At 58.0% G+C, this 17,331-nt stretch carries 13 protein-coding genes and 1 pseudogene; 11 read left to right on the top strand and 3 right to left on the bottom strand.

Annotated features, from left to right (window positions below):
- Together B3Y70_RS08455 and B3Y70_RS08460 are read left to right on the top strand one after the other, a co-directional pair.
- Window positions 1–271, top strand: a pseudogene (locus tag B3Y70_RS08455) (ATP-dependent protease); the annotation flags it as partial.
- Window positions 246–1,121 (top strand): universal stress protein, encoded by an 876-nt coding sequence (locus tag B3Y70_RS08460; protein WP_228285442.1) that lies wholly within the window; start codon window positions 246–248, stop codon window positions 1,119–1,121. The pseudogene B3Y70_RS08455 and the gene B3Y70_RS08460, both read left to right, overlap by 26 nt.
- A 27-nt stretch (window positions 1,122–1,148) precedes the next feature.
- Here B3Y70_RS08460 and ftsH read toward each other — a convergent pair whose 3' ends face one another.
- From ftsH to ggt, 3 genes are read right to left on the bottom strand one after another with little or no spacing between them, the layout of a single operon-like run.
- A complete protein-coding gene (ftsH, locus tag B3Y70_RS08465) occupies window positions 1,149–3,050 on the bottom strand; it encodes an ATP-dependent zinc metalloprotease FtsH (RefSeq protein WP_199451788.1) in 1,902 nt (633 codons plus the stop codon).
- A complete protein-coding gene (locus tag B3Y70_RS08470; protein WP_023008138.1) occupies window positions 3,047–3,295 on the bottom strand; it encodes a YkoF family thiamine/hydroxymethylpyrimidine-binding protein in 249 nt (82 codons plus the stop codon). Before B3Y70_RS08470 ends, ftsH begins: the two co-directional genes overlap by 4 nt.
- 44 nt (window positions 3,296–3,339) lie before the next feature.
- On the bottom strand, window positions 3,340–5,100 hold the full coding sequence (ggt, locus tag B3Y70_RS08475) for a gamma-glutamyltransferase (RefSeq protein ID WP_286895022.1): 1,761 nt from the start codon (window positions 5,098–5,100) through the stop codon (window positions 3,340–3,342).
- A gap of 144 nt (window positions 5,101–5,244) precedes the next feature.
- On the opposite strand from ggt, the gene purU reads away from it, so the two are divergent.
- From purU to B3Y70_RS08520, 9 genes are all read left to right on the top strand, one after another.
- A complete protein-coding gene (gene purU, locus B3Y70_RS08480; protein WP_011784530.1) occupies window positions 5,245–6,099 on the top strand; it encodes a formyltetrahydrofolate deformylase in 855 nt (284 codons plus the stop codon).
- A 126-nt stretch (window positions 6,100–6,225) separates the two neighbouring features.
- On the top strand, window positions 6,226–8,796 hold the full coding sequence (gene gyrA, locus B3Y70_RS08485; RefSeq protein ID WP_199451790.1) for a DNA gyrase subunit A: 2,571 nt from the start codon (window positions 6,226–6,228) through the stop codon (window positions 8,794–8,796).
- Window positions 8,793–9,875 carry a 3-phosphoserine/phosphohydroxythreonine transaminase gene (serC, locus tag B3Y70_RS08490; protein WP_199451791.1) on the top strand — a complete coding sequence of 361 codons (1,083 nt, stop codon included), beginning with the start codon at window positions 8,793–8,795 and terminating at the stop codon, window positions 9,873–9,875. Before gyrA ends, serC begins: the two co-directional genes overlap by 4 nt.
- Window positions 9,876–9,877: 2 nt before the next feature.
- Window positions 9,878–10,975, top strand: a complete 1,098-nt coding sequence (gene pheA / locus B3Y70_RS08495; RefSeq protein WP_011784533.1) for a prephenate dehydratase — start codon at window positions 9,878–9,880, stop codon at window positions 10,973–10,975.
- A gap of 29 nt (window positions 10,976–11,004) precedes the next feature.
- Entirely contained in the window at window positions 11,005–12,129 is a 1,125-nt protein-coding gene (hisC, locus tag B3Y70_RS08500) for a histidinol-phosphate transaminase (RefSeq protein ID WP_288589619.1), read from the top strand.
- Window position 12,130: 1 nt separating this feature from the next.
- Complete coding sequence (locus B3Y70_RS08505) at window positions 12,131–14,359, top strand: bifunctional prephenate dehydrogenase/3-phosphoshikimate 1-carboxyvinyltransferase (protein WP_113879800.1); 2,229 nt, start codon at window positions 12,131–12,133, stop codon at window positions 14,357–14,359.
- Window positions 14,359–15,039 (top strand): (d)CMP kinase, encoded by a 681-nt coding sequence (cmk, locus tag B3Y70_RS08510; RefSeq protein ID WP_011784536.1) that lies wholly within the window; start codon window positions 14,359–14,361, stop codon window positions 15,037–15,039. The genes B3Y70_RS08505 and cmk overlap by 1 nt, the downstream gene beginning before the upstream one ends.
- 129 nt (window positions 15,040–15,168) lie before the next feature.
- Window positions 15,169–16,860, top strand: a complete 1,692-nt coding sequence (gene rpsA, locus B3Y70_RS08515; RefSeq protein ID WP_011784537.1) for a 30S ribosomal protein S1 — start codon at window positions 15,169–15,171, stop codon at window positions 16,858–16,860.
- A 132-nt stretch (window positions 16,861–16,992) separates the two neighbouring features.
- Window positions 16,993–17,289: an integration host factor subunit beta gene (locus B3Y70_RS08520; protein ID WP_011784538.1), complete on the top strand. Its 297-nt coding sequence runs from the start codon at window positions 16,993–16,995 to the stop codon at window positions 17,287–17,289.
- Window positions 17,290–17,331: the final 42 nt, after the last annotated feature.

Genomic DNA, 17,331 nt, shown 5'->3' on the forward strand with positions numbered 1-17,331 from the left:
CAATGTGGAGCATCTGATGTTGAACGAATCGGTGCGGGAAGCCGTCCGTAACGGCGCCTTCTCAATCTATCCGGTGACTCATATCGACCAGGCCATTGAGTTGTTGACGGGCCTGGAACCGGGGCAACCGGATGCTGATGGCGTGTTCCCTGAGGGCAGCTTTAACCGGCGCGTGGCAGACAGGCTGGCCGCATTTGCCGAAGTTGGCAAAAGCAAGGACAAAGACACGGGTCAGGATAATGGCAATGGCGGACACAACGGTCAGTCATAAAACTCCGGAGCCAGACCCCGCCGTAGCCCGGCGGATATTGGTGTTGCTGGATGGTTCCAGGCGGAGTCTGGCAGCCCTGGAGGCTGCGGCAGACATTGCTCGTGCGCAGCAAGCCGAAGTTCTGGGTATCTTTGTGGAGGAAGTAAGCCTGCTGCGTAGTGCCGGTTACGGTTTTGCCCGGGAAGTGGGCCGGAGTTCCGGCGTGGCGAGGCCCATGGATGTCGACGCTCTGGAAGTCCGTATGCAGGCAACTGCAGAGAAGCTTCGCCGTACTCTCGAGCGAACCCTGGCGCCCTGGGGTGTGGCCCAGGCACTGAGATTATGCCGGGGTGAAGTGGTAGAGCAGGTATTGGGGCTGGTACAGCCTGATGATTTGTTGGTGCTCGGCGGGGCTGGCTGGTCCGGTATTTCATCTTTCAGGCTGGGCTCAACCGCGCGGAGCCTGTTACGGCAGGCGCCGGGAGATGTGCTGTTGTGGCCGGAATCTCGTTCATTACCACCGGGCAGGGTGGTGGTGTTGTTGAACCACGATCAGGGCGCGAATCATCGGGCTGTGCGGGTAGGCGTGGAGCTGGCCAGGCGTGGGCAGCGGGCGCTGACGGTTCTGGTGCGCTCAGACGCCGCTGATGATCGCGAATTTCTTGAGGAGCTTGCAGCCATGCTTGAAGCCGGGGGCATTTCTGCCCGGGTCAGGCGTTTGCCCAAAGCCGGTGCTGCTGCCATGGCGAGGGCCGTGCGGGAGGAGGGAGCCGCACAGCTGGTGATCAGCCGTCAGTGCAGCCTGTTTGAGCAGCAGGGCGCGGAGTCCCTGCTTTGCCAGCTGAATCTACCGGTCACCATCACGCCCTGAGCAAACCGCTGTTGTGCCGGCAGTTGTTCAGGCGGTCTCCCGGCTGCGAGCTTCCTCCAGCACCTCGGTTATTTCCCCGGCTGACAGGGTTTCCCTTTTCATGACGGCTCTGGCAAGGGCATCCAGTTCCTGCCGGTGTTCGGTCAGGAAGTTCACGGTAAAGGCTTCAAAGGCCAGTAATTGCGACTGGATTTCCGAGTCGATCATTTCCGCGAGTTTTTCGCTGTACTCCCGGGGCGCGCCCATTTCCCGGCCAAGGAACACATGTTCTTCGCCGATGCCCAGGCCCAGCGGGCCGATCTTTTCGCTCATGCCCCACTGGCCGACCATTCGTCTCAATAGTTTGGTGGCTTCTTTCAGGTCATTCTGGGCACCGGTACTGACTTCCCCGTAGATGATTTTTTCGGCAGAACGCCCGCCCAGCATCACCTTGATGCGGTCCTCCAGGTAACTTTCGGTGTAATTGTATTTGTCTTCTTTCGGGGTCTGTTCGGTCACTCCCATGGCCATGCCGTGGGGAATAATGGTGATCTTGGTGAGAGGATCTGCCTTGGGCATGTAATAGGCCATAATGGCATGCCCGCATTCGTGGTAGGCCACGGCTTCACGCTCTTCCGGTGTTAACTGGGCGTCCCGTTCCTCTCCCAGAATCAGGCGATCGTGGGCCGCTTCAAAACAGTGGTTGTTTACCTCAACGAGGTTGTCGCGGGCGGCTGTAAGGGCCGCTTCGTTCACCAGGTTTTTCAGGTCGGCGCCGGAGAAGCCGGTCGTGCGTGCGGCCACCTGCGTCAGGTCCACATCCGCAGCCAGCGGCACCTTGCGCACATGTACCTTCAGAATAGCTTCCCGGGCCTCCCGGTGAGGGCGGTCCAGGGTGATTTTCCGGTCAAACCGGCCCGGGCGCAGCAGAGCGGTGTCCAATACATCCGGGCGGTTGGTGGCGGCCAGCACAAGAACGTTCTCATGGGCCTCGAAACCGTCCATTTCCGTGAGAATCTGGTTCAGGGTCTGTTCGCGCTCGTCGTGGCCGCCCCCCAGGCCAGCTCCCCGTGAGCGTCCGACGGCGTCCAGCTCATCGATAAAGATCAGTGCCGGTGCTTCTTTGCGAGCCGTCTGGAACATGTCCCGAACCCGTGCCGCGCCAACGCCCACGAACATTTCGATGAACTCGGAGGCGCTGATGCTGAAGAAGGGGACTTCCGCCTCGCCGGCAATGGCCCGCGCCAACAGGGTCTTGCCGGTGCCCGGCGGGCCGACCAGGAGAACCCCTTTAGGCATCACGGCGCCCAGGCGACGATACTTATCCGGCGACTTCAGGAAGTCGATAATTTCCGAAATGTCCCGTTTTGCGGACTCGATGCCCGCCACGTCGTCCAGTGTCGTGGTGGAGGTTTCCCTGCGGGCGCGGCGGGCCCTGGACTTGCCATAGTCAAAGGGGCCGCCGCCCTGAGTCATGCGTTTCTGGGCGGCACCCCAGAACCAGAACATCAGCGCCAGTAACAGGATCCAGGGCAGGAAGCCCAGGATCAGCTCCTGCCACCAGGGGCGGCCGGAGCGGGAGCCCCGAACCAGGACTTGCTGTCTTTCCAGTAGTGGTAGTAGCTCCGGGTCTTCCACCTGTGGCCTGAGCGTTATGAAACTGCTCGACGGTGGCCGGCTGTCGTTGGCAAACCGGCTGGCACCGGAATCCGTAAAGCGTCCGCTGATCTCTTCGGTGCGCAGGGTAACTTCGGCAACCTGGCCGCTTATGACGGCCTGTTTGAACTCGGAATAGGCCAGTTCCTGTTGTTGCTGTTGGTTGTTCCCCTGTAGCCACAAGAACATCAGGAAAATGGCCGCGCTCAACCACAGAAACGAGTACTGGTTGGGTATCGTCGGTTGCGGCTGCGGTGTCTGGTCCTGCTTTCCGGGTTCGTTGCTGGGTGTCATCTCGGCCTCCGGTCACCCTCCATGATTTTTGCTACAAACACCGATTTGCCGTAGGTCTCGAAAGACCATTTCATGGTGTCTGAGAGCACCTTCATCACTTCGTCATACTCGCCGAAGATCTCGGTACTCATGCGACCAGGGTGGACCTCAAGGCTGGTCTGTTCCAGGCGTGCAATCAGATCCCAGATCGGTTGTTTGTAGTCGTCCTTGAGCGGATAGCAGCTCAGTTGTACGGAAAGATACATCAGTTACCTCCTGTCCGGGATGCGCCCGGTCAATATTGAATGGCTCAGAATCCCATGGCAGACGAGGTGCTGCGCCGGGGATCGGCTCCGCCGTAAAGCGTGCCGTCTTCGCCAATCAGGATGCTCTGGATGGCGCCCATGGCCGAGCCGGTGTTGATGGTGTGCCCTCGCGCCCGGAGCAGATCCAGAGTGTCCGGGCTGATACCCTGTTCCACCCGAATCTCGTCCGGTAACCACTGGTGGTGGATGCGCGGCGCACTGACGGCTGTCTGTATGTTCATATTATGGTCGATCACATTCATGATCACCTGCAAGGTGGTGGTGATGATTCGGGAGCCGCCGGGGCTGCCGGTTACGAGGAAATTGCGGTCGTCCTTTCGTACGATGGTCGGCGACATGGAGCTGAGCATGCGTTTACCTGGCTCCACCTTGTTGGCTTCGCCGCCGATCAGGCCATAAGCATTGGGAACCCCCGGCTTGGCGCTGAAATCGTCCATCTCGTTATTGAGCAGAAAGCCGGCACCGGCCACGGTAATGCCCGAGCCATAGCTGAAATTGATGGTGTAGGTGTTTGATACCGCGTTGCCCCAGCGGTCCACCACCGAGAAGTGTGTGGTCTCCGGGCTTTCCCAGGGCCCAGGTTTTCCAGGCGCGATCTCGCTGGCGGGCCGGGCCTTGTCTGCCTTGATGGATGTGCGAAGTTGGTCGGCGTAGCCCTTGCTGGTCAGCCCTTCCAGCGGCACAGCTACGAAGTCTGTATCACCCAGGTATTCCGAGCGAGCTGCGTATGCCAGTTTCATGGCCTCGGCCATGTGGTGAATGGTGTTTGCGGAGTTGTGCCCCCATTCGCCGATGGGGTAGTCCTCCAGAATGTTGAGGATCTGCACGATGTGAGTGCCGCCAGATGAGGGCGGCGACATGGAGTAGATATCAAATCCCCGATAGGTGCCGTGGACCGGCTGGCGAACGGCCGGTTCGTAGTTGCGCAGGTCTTCCAGAGTAATCAGACCCTCGCCCCGTTGCATTTCCGCCACAATCAACTGTGCGGTTTCACCTTCATAGAAGCCTTTTACGCCCTGCTCGGCAATGCGCTGGAGGGTGTCGGCCAGTTCCGGCTGGCGAAACACTTCGCCAGGTTGTGGGGCCGATCCATCTTTTATATAGAAGGTTGCGCGGGTGGCTGGCCAGCGTTCAAGGCGGTCCCGGGCCTGCTCCAGGCCTTCGGTGAATCGGTGGGGTACCACAAAACCCTCCCGGGCCAGTCGAATCGCCGGGGCCAGGGCCTGGCTCAGGCTCAGGGTGCCGTGCCGCTCCAGTGCCAGCGCCAGCCCGGCTACGGTGCCGGGTACCCCGGCGGCCTTATGGCTGAACCGGCTGCGCTCGCTCACGACATTGCCGTCCTGATCCTGAAACATGGTTTCGGTGGCTGCAGCCGGTGCGGTTTCGCGATAATCAATGGCTTCCGGGGCATCGCCGTTACCGGGCGAGTAGACCAGAAAGCCGCCACCGCCAATATTGCCGGAACGGGGTTGGGTGACGGCCAGGGCGAAGCCGGCGGTAACAGCGGCATCAATGGCGTTGCCCCCGTCTTTCAATACCTTCAGGGCAACCTCTGTGGCCAGGGTGTGGCTGGTGGCAACCATACCCTGGGAGCCCTGTACCGGATGGAAGCGCTCCCCTTCCAGAATGGCCTGTTCGTTGGCGTTTGTGCTACTGGCAAGCAGGAAAAGCATCAGCGCGGCTGTCGCTCTCCAGAGCCGCCTGTGGCTGATTTTCGAAGCGGGGCTGTAGATCACTCTGTCCATGGTCGGATTCCTCGTTTCTGGCTGTCAGATAGGCTATCATAGCCGGTCATTTTTACCGGTGCGTACCGACCATCGCCGTGAATGTCCGGTTTGTGGTTTCCTGTCGCGCCCGCTTTCCCCGGATTCAAGTTAAGGAAAGGCTTCATGGAGCATACCTATCGTCTTGTTATTTCCTGCCCGGACAGGGTCGGGATTGTTGCCAAGGTGAGTAATTTTCTGTCCACCTATAACGGCTGGATTACCGAGGCGAGCCACCACTCCGATACCCAGGCCGGCTGGTTTTTCATGCGGCATGAAATCAAGGCCGAATCGATACCGTTCGGGCTGGATCAGTTCCGTGCCGCCTTTGAGCCGATTGCCCGCGAGTTCAACATGAACTGGCACATTGCTGATTCCGCGCGCCCCAAGCGGGTTATCCTGATGTGCAGCAAGGAATCACACTGCCTCGCCGATCTGTTGCACCGCTGGCACAGCAAAGAGCTCAACTGCGAGATCGTTGCGGTGATTTCCAACCACGATGATCTGCGCCGCATGGTGGAGTGGCACGAGATTCCTTACCACCATGTGCCGGTGAGCAAAGAGAACAAGGCTGAGGCCTTCGCCCATATCGACGAGCTGTTCCAGCAATACGAAACCGACGTGGTGGTGCTGGCCCGTTACATGCAGATTCTGCCTGCCGAGCTGTGCGGAAAGTACTCCGGCAAGGTGATCAATATTCACCACAGCTTCCTGCCGTCGTTTGCGGGTGCCCGCCCATACCATCAGGCCTACAGCCGGGGTGTGAAGCTGATTGGTGCCACCTGCCACTATGTCACCCAGGATCTGGACGAGGGCCCGATCATCGAGCAGGACGTCATCCGGATCAGTCACAGTGACTCCATCGAAGACATGGTTCGCCTGGGTAAGGATGTGGAGAAAAATGTTCTGGCCCGGGGCCTGCGGTCCCACATTGAAGACCGCGTGATTACCTACGAAAACAAGACCGTGGTGTTTGATTAAGGCTTTACCACAGTTGCCCCCGGTGGGGGCGGTCTGTGGTATGCTTGGCGGCTTGTTGAAGAATAAAGACGGGGCCCGGAAACGGCCCCGGAACGACTTCCAGATAACGCAAAGGAACCTTTCTCGATGGGTGAGTTAGCCAAAGAGATCCTGCCGGTCAATATTGAAGACGAGTTGAAACAGTCCTACCTCGATTACGCCATGAGCGTTATCGTTGGCCGGGCATTACCCGATGTCCGGGACGGCCTGAAGCCGGTACACCGCCGGGTGCTGTTCGCCATGTCCGAGTTGGGTAACGACTGGAACAAGGCCTACAAGAAGTCTGCCCGTGTGGTGGGTGACGTTATCGGTAAATATCACCCCCACGGTGACTCTGCGGTATACGACACCATCGTTCGAATGGCCCAGCCATTCTCCCTGCGCTATCCGCTGGTAGACGGCCAGGGTAACTTCGGTTCCATCGACGGCGACAATGCCGCCGCCATGCGTTACACCGAAATCCGCATGGAGAAGATCGCCCATTCGCTGCTGGCGGATCTCGACAAGGAAACCGTCGATTACGTTGATAACTACGACGGCACCGAGCGTATCCCGGAAGTTCTGCCGACCCGTGTGCCCAATTTGCTGGTAAACGGTTCCTCCGGTATTGCCGTGGGTATGGCCACCAATATTCCGCCCCACAACCTGACGGAAGTGGTGAACGGCTGCCTGGCACTGATCGATAACCCGGATCTCACGGTCGATGAGCTGATGGAATTCATCCCGGGCCCGGACTTCCCCACCCAGGGCATCATCAATGGCCGTGCCGGTATCGTGGAAGCCTACCGCACGGGGCGGGGCCGCATTTATATCCGTGCCCGCCACGAGATCGAGCAGGACAAGAAAACCGGCCGCGAATCCATCATCATCACCGAGCTGCCTTACCAGCTGAACAAGGCCCGTCTGATCGAGAAGATCGCGGAACTGGTGAAGGAAAAGCGCCTGGAGGGTATCTCCGAGCTGCGTGATGAATCGAACAAGGAAGGTATCCGGGTTGTGATCGAATTGCGCCGGGGCGAGAACCCGGATGTGATCATCAACAATCTGTTCGCCCAGACCCAACTGGAAACCGTGTTCGGTATCAACATGGTGGCGCTGATCAACGGCGAGCCCAAGACCCTGAACCTGAAAGAAATGCTCGATGCGTTTGTGCGTCATCGTCGGGAGGTGGTCACCCGCCGCACCATTTATGAGCTGCGCAAGGCTCGTGAGCGGGGCCATATTCTGGAAGGTCTCACCGTTGCCCTGGCCAACATTGATGAAATCATCGAGTTGATCAAACAGTCGCCCTCCGCCGCAGAAGCGAAAGAAAAGCTGATGGACAAGGGCTGGGCACCTGGTGACGTACTGGCCATGCTGGAGCGTGCCGGTGAGGATGCTTGTCGTCCGGACGACCTGCCCGAGATCTATGGCCTGCGAGACGGCCTGTACCACCTGTCGCCGGAGCAGGCCCAGGCGATTCTGGATCTGCGACTGCACCGCCTGACCGGTCTGGAAACCGAAAAGCTCCAGAACGAGTACAAGGAAATCCTGGAGAAGATTGCCGATCTGCTGGATATCCTGGGTGATCCCGAGCGTCTGATGCAGGTGATTCGTGACGAACTGGCAGAGATTGTCAGCCAGTATGGCGATGAGCGCCGCACTGAGATCACCAGCTCTCGTCGCGACCTGACCATTGCAGACCTGATCGACGAAGAAGATCTGGTGGTGACTATTTCCCACAGTGGCTATGCCAAGACCCAGGCCGTTGAGGATTACCAGGCCCAGCGCCGTGGTGGCCGGGGTAAAGCGGCAACGTCGATGAAGGACGAAGACTTTATCGAGAAGCTGCTGGTGGCGAATTCCCACGACACCATTCTGTGCTTCTCCAACAAGGGTAAGGTGTACTGGCTGCGGGTATTCGAGATTCCCCGTGGCAGCCGCGGGTCCCGTGGCCGGCCCATGGTGAACATCCTGCCGCTGGACGAAGGAGAGCGTATTACCACCTTCCTGCCGGTGCGGGATTACCCGGAAGACCAGTTTGTGCTGATGGCCACCTCGGCTGGTGTGGTCAAGAAGACACCGCTGCCGAACTTCTCGCGCCCGCGCAGCAGTGGCCTGATTGCCCTGAATCTCGATGAGGGTGACACCCTGATTGGTGCCGCCATTACCGATGGTTCTGCCGAAGTGATGCTGTTTTCCAGTGCCGGTAAAGCGGTGCGCTTCCAGGAAGAGCAGGTTCGCCCGATGAGCCGGACGGCTCGTGGTGTCCGCGGTATCAAAATGCCGGAAGGCCACCATGTCGTGTCCCTGATCATTCCGCAGGAAGGCGGTGTGATTCTGACCGCCAGTGAGCATGGTTACGGCAAGCGCACGGCCATTGATGAATTCCCGGCCTACAGCCGTGGTAGCCAGGGCGTTATCGCCATGCAGTGCTCCGAGCGTAACGGTAATCTGGTGACCGCACTGCAACTGTTTGAAGGCGATCAGATGATGCTGATCTCCGACAAGGGCACCCTGGTGCGAACCCGCACTGATGAGGTGTCGGTGCTGAGCCGGAACACTCAGGGCGTGCGTCTGATCCGTCTGGCCCAGGAAGATGAGCGCCTGGTGGGTGTGGAGCGGATTGCAGAATCCGATGATGAAGAAGAAGTGGAAGGCGAGGAAACAGAAGAATGAGCAGGGCGTTCAATTTCTGTGCTGGTCCGGCCACCTTGCCGGAAGCTGTGCTGAAGCAGGCCCAGAGCGAAATGCTCGATTGGCGTGGCACTGGCATGTCAGTGATGGAGATGAGCCATCGCAGCGATGAGTTTGTTGCCATCGCAGAAGCGGCTGAGAAGGATCTCCGTGAATTGGCCGGTATTTCAGATGATTACGCCGTACTCTTCATGCAGGGTGGAGCTTCCAGCCAGTTCTCGACCATCCCGCTGAATCTGCTTGGTGACAAGACCTCGGCCGATTATGTGAACACCGGTATCTGGTCGAAAAAGGCCATTGCCGAAGCCAAGCGCTACGGTAATGTGAATGTGGTTGCGAGCTCTGAAGATAGCGGGTTTACCACCATTCCGGATCAGTCCGCCTGGAACACCAGCGCCGATGCCGCTTACCTGCATTACACGCCGAACGAAACCATCGGTGGTCTGGAATACGATTTTATTCCGGACAGTGGCAATGTGCCGCTGGTGGCGGATATGTCTTCCACCATGCTATCCCGGCCGCTGGATATCAGCAAATTCGGTCTGATCTATGCCGGCGCCCAGAAGAACATCGGCCCCTCGGGCCTGGTGGTGGTAATTATCCGTAAGGATCTCCTGGGTAAGGCCCGGAAAGAGACGCCGACCATGATGAACTATCAGGTCATCTCCGATAACGGCTCCATGTACAACACCCCGGCGACCTATTCCTGGTACCTGTCCGGGCTGGTGTTCAAGTGGCTGAAAGAGCAGGGCGGTGTTCAAGCCATGGGCGAGATGAACGCCCGGAAAGCAAAGAAGCTGTATGGTTTCATTGATGGCAACGATTTCTACGCCAACCCCATTGAACCACGCTTCCGCTCCTGGATGAACGTACCGTTCACTCTGGCCGATGATGCGCTTAATGCTGAATTTCTGAAAGGCGCTGAAGCCCGGCATCTGCTCAACCTGCAGGGCCACCGTTCGGTCGGTGGTATGCGTGCCAGCATCTACAACGCCATGCCGGAAGAAGGTGTCGACGCACTGATCGACTACATGGCGGAATTTGCGAAGGAGCGCGGCTGATCATGACGGATGAGAAGACCCGCCTGGGGGAGCTAAGGGAAGAGATCGACGCCCTCGATCAGCAGATCATGGAGCTGATCAGTGCGCGGGCGAAATGTGCGCAGGAAGTGGCCCATGTCAAAATGGCGGCCAATCCCGGTGAAGATGTGTTCTTTTACCGGCCTGAGCGGGAAGCTCAGGTGCTGCGCCGGATCAAGGAAAAGAACCCGGGGCCTTTGCCCGCTGAAGAAATGGCGCGGCTGTTCCGTGAGATCATGTCGGCTTGCCTGGCGCTGGAAAAGCCCATGCATATTGCCTTCCTGGGCCCGGTTGGCACCTTCACCCAGGCGGCGGCGCTCAAACACTTCGGCCACTCTGTCGTCAGCGTGCCGCTGCCTGCGATTGATGCGGTATTCCGCGAGGTGGAGTCCGGTGCGGCGCATTACGGTGTGGTGCCGGTGGAGAATTCCACTGAGGGTATGATCAATCACACCCTGGATATGTTCATGTCTTCGCCGTTGAAAATCTGCGGTGAGGTGCAGCTTCGCATTCATCATCATCTGCTGGTATCGCCGAAGCACAAGGATGAGGAAATTACCCGCATCTATTCCCATCAACAGTCGTTCGCCCAGTGCCGGCAGTGGCTGGATACACATCGCTACGGTATTGAGCGTATTACCGTTTCCAGCAATGCCGAGGCGGCGCGCCGTGCGGCTGAAGAGCCGGGTGCGGCGGCGATTGCCGGAGATATGGCGGCGGAGCTGTACGGTCTGGAAAAGCTGGCTAACAGCATTGAGGATCGCCCGGACAATACCACCCGCTTCCTGATCATTGGGCGGGAAGAGGTGCCGGCCAGTGGCCAGGACAAGTCCTCGATTCTGGTCTCCATGCGCAACAAGCCGGGCGCTTTGTACCAGCTGCTTGAGCCGTTCCATCGTCACGGCATCAGCCTGACACGGATTGAAACGCGGCCTTCGCCCAGTGGTACCTGGGCTTATGTTTTCTACATTGATTTCGAAGGTCACATGCAGGATGACAGGATCAGCAAGGTACTGGCTGAAATTGATGAAGAAGCCGTGGAGCTGAAGCGCCTGGGGTCCTATCCCATCGGCGTACTTTGATTTCGAATGTCGATCCTGAGGAGAGTTCAATGTCAGTGGATTACCAGAGTCTTGCGGTAAAAGGTGTTCAGGCTCTGTCTCCGTACCAGCCCGGCAAGCCGATTGAAGAACTGGCCCGGGAGCTGGGATTGAATCCGTCGGAGATCATCAAGTTGGCCAGCAATGAGAACCCGCTGGGGCCCAGTGAGAAGGCGTTGTCCGCCGCCCGAAATGCCCTCGATGAAATGTGCCTGTACCCGGACGGCAATGGCTTTGATCTGAAGCAGGCTCTGGCCCGTCGCTTTGGCGTAGACATTACCCAGATTACCCTGGGTAATGGTTCCAACGATGTGCTGGAAGTCATTGCTCGCTGCTTCGCCGACTCTGATAGCGAAGTGGTGTTTTCCCAGTATGCCTTCGCGGTTTATCCGCTGGTAACCCAGGCTATTGGCGCCCGAGGTGTGGCTGTGCCAGCAAAAGACTGGGGGCATGATCTGGATGCCATGGCCGATGCGGTGACCGAGCGCACCAAGCTAGTGTTTGTCGCTAACCCGAATAATCCCACCGGCACCGTACACACGGCCGATGCGATTGAAGCGTTTCTGGATCGTATTCCGGAACAGGTTCTGGTTGTTCTGGATGAAGCCTACTGCGAATACCTCGTTGGTGACGAGTATCCGGATGGTATTCGCCTGCTGGACAAATATCCGAACCTGATTGTCTGCCGCACCTTTTCCAAGGCGTGGGGGCTGGCAGCGCTGCGGGTGGGCTACAGCATCAGTTCTCCGGCCATTGCTGACATCCTGAACCGGGTTCGCCAGCCATTCAATGTCGATACCGTTGCCCTGGCGGCGGCCACAGCAGTTCTCGAGGATGAGGCCTATCTGCAGAAATCCCGGGAGGTGAACGAGGCCGGCCTGCAACAACTGGCGGAAGGCTTCGATCGCATGGGGCTTTCCTACATCCCTTCGGCAGGCAACTTCATTGCCGTGGAAGTGGGGGAGCCAGCCGCCGGTATCTATCAGGCCTTGTTGGCCCATGGCGTGATTGTTCGGCCCGTCGCTGGTTATGGCATGCCCCGGCACCTGCGTGTATCGGTCGGCCTTCCGCAAGAAAATGAACGTTTTCTTGATGCGCTGGCTGAGGCATTGGCGTCAGCAGGGCTGGGGGCATGAAGTGACAGTTCCCAGTGCGCCTTTTCGTCGGGTTGCGGTTATCGGCCTGGGGCTGATTGGCGGTTCTCTGGCCAGCGCCATACGCACGCAACAGCTTGCGGGAATGGTGACCGGTTTTGATACCCGTCAGGATGAACTGGCTCTCGGCGTTGAACTGGGTGTAATAGACGAGGCTGCGGATTCCATCGAGCAGGCCGTAAAGGGCAGTGATCTGGTGGTGTTGGCCGTTCCGGTGCGGGCCACCCGTGCGGTGCTGGAACAAATTCGGCCCGTCATCGAAGAGGGCGCCATTCTCTCTGATGTGGGCAGTACCAAGTCCAGTTTTGTTGCCGATGTGGAGGCGGTATTCGGAGAACTGCCACCCTGGGTGATACCGGGCCATCCCATCGCCGGTTCCGAGAAGAGCGGTATTCGTGCGGCCCGGCCCGATCTCTTTGCCAATCACAAGGTGATCCTGACGCCGTCGCAAAATGCCGACCAAGATGGCCTGAATCGTTTGCGGACCGTCTGGGAAGGTGCCGGTGCGACCGTGCTTACCATGTCGGTGGGGTATCACGATGAGGTGCTCGCGGCCACCAGCCATTTACCCCACCTGATCGCTTTTTCGCTGGTAGACACTCTGGCGGGCGAAGATGAGAATATGGATATCTTCCGCTATGCCGCAGGTGGGTTCCGTGATTTTACCCGGATTGCCGCAAGCGATCCGGTGATGTGGCACGACATTTTTCTCTCCAATCGGGATGCTGTGCTCCGGGTCATAGACCATTTTACCGAAGATCTGGATCAACTCCGCGCTGCCATTGCCTGTGGCGATGGTGCCACGTTGCTCAGGGTTTTCAGCCGTGCCAAGGCGGCGCGGGAACATTTTTCCAAAATGCTTTCAGGACAGGCGTACGTGACTAACAACAGCGATAAACAGGTGACTTTCCAAATGCAGCCGGGCGGCACCGTGAGAGGTGACATCCGGGTTCCGGGCGACAAGTCCATGTCTCACCGTTCCATCATGCTCGGTGCCCTGGCTGAGGGGACAACCGAAGTGAAGGGCTTCCTGGAGGGGGAGGACAGTCTTGCCACCCTGCAGGCGTTCCGGGATATGGGCGTCACCATCGAAGGTCCGGATGACGGCTTCGTGCGCATTCACGGCGTCGGTATGAAAGGCCTGCAGGCGCCCCGTGGCCCGTTGTATCTGGGTAACTCGGGTACGGCCATGCGCCTGTTTGCCGGATTGCTGGCCGCTCAGCCCTTCGATTCTGAGCTCACGGGCGATGCCAGTTTGTCGAAGCGGCCTATGGGGCGCGTGGCAGATCCACTGCGTGCCATGGGAGCGGTCATCGACACCGGTGAGGGTGGTCGGCCGCCGTTGAAGATTCGGGGTGGACATGCACTCACGGGCATTCATTACGAAATGCCGGTGGCCAGTGCCCAGGTGAAATCCTGCCTGCTGCTGGCGGGACTCTACGCTGAGGGTGTTACCTCGGTGACCGAGCCGGCGCCAACCCGGGATCATACCGAGCGCATGCTGGAGGGTTTCGGTTACCACGTTCACCGCGATGGTGCGACTGCCAGTGTCACCGGTGGAGGCAAACTGTCTGCTTGCGCCATTGATGTGCCGGCTGATATTTCCTCGGCCGCGTTTTTCCTGGTGGCGGCCAGTATTGCCGAAGATTCTGACCTGACGCTTCGCCACGTTGGCATGAACCCCACCCGTGTAGGTGTAATCAATATCCTGAAACAGATGGGTGCCAACATTGAAGTGTTCAATGAGAAGGTCATCGGTGGAGAGCCGGTAGCCGATCTTCGAGTACAGTCAGCCCGCTTGAAGGGCATCGACATTCCGGAAGAGCAGGTGCCGCTGGCCATTGACGAGTTCCCGGTACTGTTTATCGCCGCTGCCTGTGCGGAAGGGCGCACGGTATTGCGCGGCGCCGAGGAACTTCGGGTGAAAGAGAGCGACCGTATCCAGGTGATGGCGGACGGTCTCGCGGCTCTGGGTGTGGAGACCACCGTGACACCCGACGGCATCATTATAGATGGCGGCCAGGAAATAGGCGGCGGTACCGTGGAAAGCCATGGTGATCATCGCATTTCCATGTCGTTTGCGGTGGCATCATTACGCGCAACCGGACCTATCCGGATCAACGATTGCGCCAACGTCGCCACATCGTTCCCGGGTTTTGTTGATCTGGCATTGCAGACAGGTATTCGAATTAACGCAGAAGGTAGTGATTGATGAGTGATAGCAAGGCACCGGTAATTACGGTTGACGGCCCTGGCGGTTCTGGCAAGGGTACCGTTACCCAGATGTTGGCCCGCAAACTGGGCTGGCATCTGCTCGACAGTGGTGCCTTGTATCGGCTGACGGCCCTGGCGGCTGCCCGCCAGGGGGTTGCGCTGGACGACGAGCCGGCACTGGTTCGGGTTGCCGCAGGGCTCGATGTTGCGTTCATGCCGACGCCTCCGGGTGAGCCTGCGAAGGTTCTGTTGGCCGGGGAAGATGTTACCTCCGAAATCCGCACCGAGACCTGCGGTGATAACGCGTCAAAAGTCGCCGTCATGCAACCGGTGCGCGATGCCTTATTGCAGCGCCAGCGGGATTTCCGGGTGGCGCCCGGGCTGGTGGCCGATGGCCGCGATATGGGTACGGTGGTCTTTCCGGATGCACCGGTCAAAATCTTCCTGACCGCCAGTGCCGAGGAGCGGGCCCGCAGGCGCTACAATCAGTTGAAGGAAGCAGGTGTCGATGTTAACATTGACGCCCTTTTAGAAGAGATACGGGTACGTGACGAGCGGGATATGAACCGTTCTGCGGCCCCCCTCAAGCCTGCAGATGATGCGCAAGTCATTGATTCTACGGGTTTGAGTATCGAAGAGGTGTTAGTCAGGTGTATGGCCGCAGCAGGTCAGGCCTGACTACACCTTTTTGTCGTTGAAATGCCGGAACAGCGTACTCTGCCAGCCGCTGGCTGATTCCGGACATCGTTAACAGACCGTGTTGCTGGTGACACGGAGCACACTTGCGTTGATCATATAGGGCACATAATGAGCGAGAGCTTTGCGGATCTTTTTGAAGAAAGTCTAAAAGAAATTGACATGCAACCGGGTTCCATCGTCCAGGGAACCGTAGTTGACGTCGACAACGACTGGGTCACCGTTAACGCCGGACTGAAGTCCGAAGGCGTTATCCCCGCCTCCCAGTTCCTGAACGAAAAAGGCGAGTTGGAAGTAGCTGTCGGCGATGTTGTCGATGTGGCTCTCGATGCAGTTGAAGACGGTTTCGGTGAAACCCGTCTGTCCCGTGAAAAGGCCAAGCGCGCTGAAGCGTGGAAGGTTCTCGAGAAGTCCTTCGAAGCTGAAGAAGTGGTCAAGGGTATTATCAATGGCAAGGTCAAAGGTGGTTTCACTGTTGATCTGGCCGGCATCCGTGCCTTCCTGCCGGGTTCCCTGGTAGACGTTCGTCCGGTTCGCGACACTGCGCACCTGGAGAACAAAGAGCTTGAATTCAAGGTTATCAAGCTGGACCAGAAGCGTAACAACGTGGTTGTTTCCCGCCGCGCCGTTCTGGAAGCTGAAAACAGCGAGCAGCGTGAAGCTCTGCTGGAAACCCTGACCGAAGGTCTGGAAATCAAGGGTATCGTCAAGAACCTGACCGACTACGGTGCATTCGTAGACCTGGGCGGTGTTGACGGCCTGCTGCACATCACTGATATGGCCTGGAAGCGCATCAAGCATCCGAGCGAAATCGTGAATGTGGGCGACGAAATCAATGTTAAAGTCCTGAAGTTTGACCGTGAGCGCAACCGTGTGTCTCTGGGTCTGAAGCAGCTGGGCGAAGATCCCTGGGTCGACATCAAAGGTCGTTACCCGGAAGGTTCCAAGGTTACTGCTCGCGTAACCAACCTGACCGACTACGGCTGCTTTGCCGAGCTGGAAGAGGGTGTTGAAGGTCTGGTCCACGTATCCGAAATGGATTGGACCAACAAGAACATCCATCCGTCCAAGGTTGTTCAGGTAGGTGACGAAGTAGAAGTGATGATCCTGGATATCGACGAAGAGCGTCGTCGTATCTCTCTGGGCATCAAGCAGTGCGTTGCCAACCCGTGGGAAGATTTCTCCAGCAACTTCAACAAGGGCGACCGTATCTCCGGCAAGATCAAGTCCATCACGGACTTCGGTATCTTCATCGGCCTGGACGGTGGCATCGATGGTCTGGTTCACCTGTCTGACATCAGCTGGAACGAGACTGGCGAAGAAGCCGTTCGCGAATACAAGAAGGGCGACGAAGTTGAAACCGTTATCCTGTCTGTTGATCCAGAGCGTGAGCGCATCTCCCTGGGCATCAAACAGCTGGAAAGCGATCCGTTTGCCGAGTTCGTTCAGCTGAACGACAAGGGCTCCATCGTTAAGGGCACCGTATCTGCGGTTGACGCCAAAGGCGCCACCATTGCCCTGAACGAAGAAGTTGAAGCGGTACTGAAAGCCTCTGAAATCAGCCGTGACCGCGTAGAAGACGCGCGTAACGTTCTGAAGGAAGGCGAAGAAGTTGAAGCGAAGATCATCAGCATCGATCGCAAAAACCGCGTGATCAACCTGTCTGTCAAGTCCAAAGACGTTGAGGACGACAAGCAGGCCCTGGAAAACGTACGCAGTAAGGCTGCAGAATCCTCAGGTGCCACCACCATTGGTGACCTGATCAAGGAGCAGATGCAGCAACAGAACGCTAACAAGGACTAAGTTTCCGGTTGGTGTCAAAAAAACGGGCTCTAAGAGCCCGTTTTTTTTGTGTTTTTTTCTGGTTTGGCTAAACTAGAGGCATTGGAACCCGGTAATTTGCTGCGGAATAATAACGACAGAGGGAAAAGCCTCATGACGAAGTCCGAACTGGTTGAACTGATCGCTTCGAAGCAGACTCAGCTCTCCGTAAAGGATGTTGAGCTCGCGGTGAAAAGCATCATCGAGCATATGTCTCAGTCCCTTGCCGACGGCCAGCGAATTGAGATCCGTGGATTTGGCAGTTTTTCCCTGCATCATCGGGCTGCCCGCACCGGACGTAACCCGAAAACCGGAGACGCCGTGCAACTGCCAGCCAAGTTTGTGCCGCACTTCAAGCCCGGCAAAGAGCTGCGAGAGCAGGTCAACGACAGCATGAAAAAAGGTTTCTGAGGCCCCGAGAAGGCAATTAACACACGAAACCTCACATACCGG

It is taken from the genome of Marinobacter sp. UBA5687 (assembly GCF_002420325.1).
In the GTDB taxonomy this organism is placed as follows: Bacteria; Pseudomonadota; Gammaproteobacteria; order Pseudomonadales; family Oleiphilaceae; genus Marinobacter; species Marinobacter nauticus.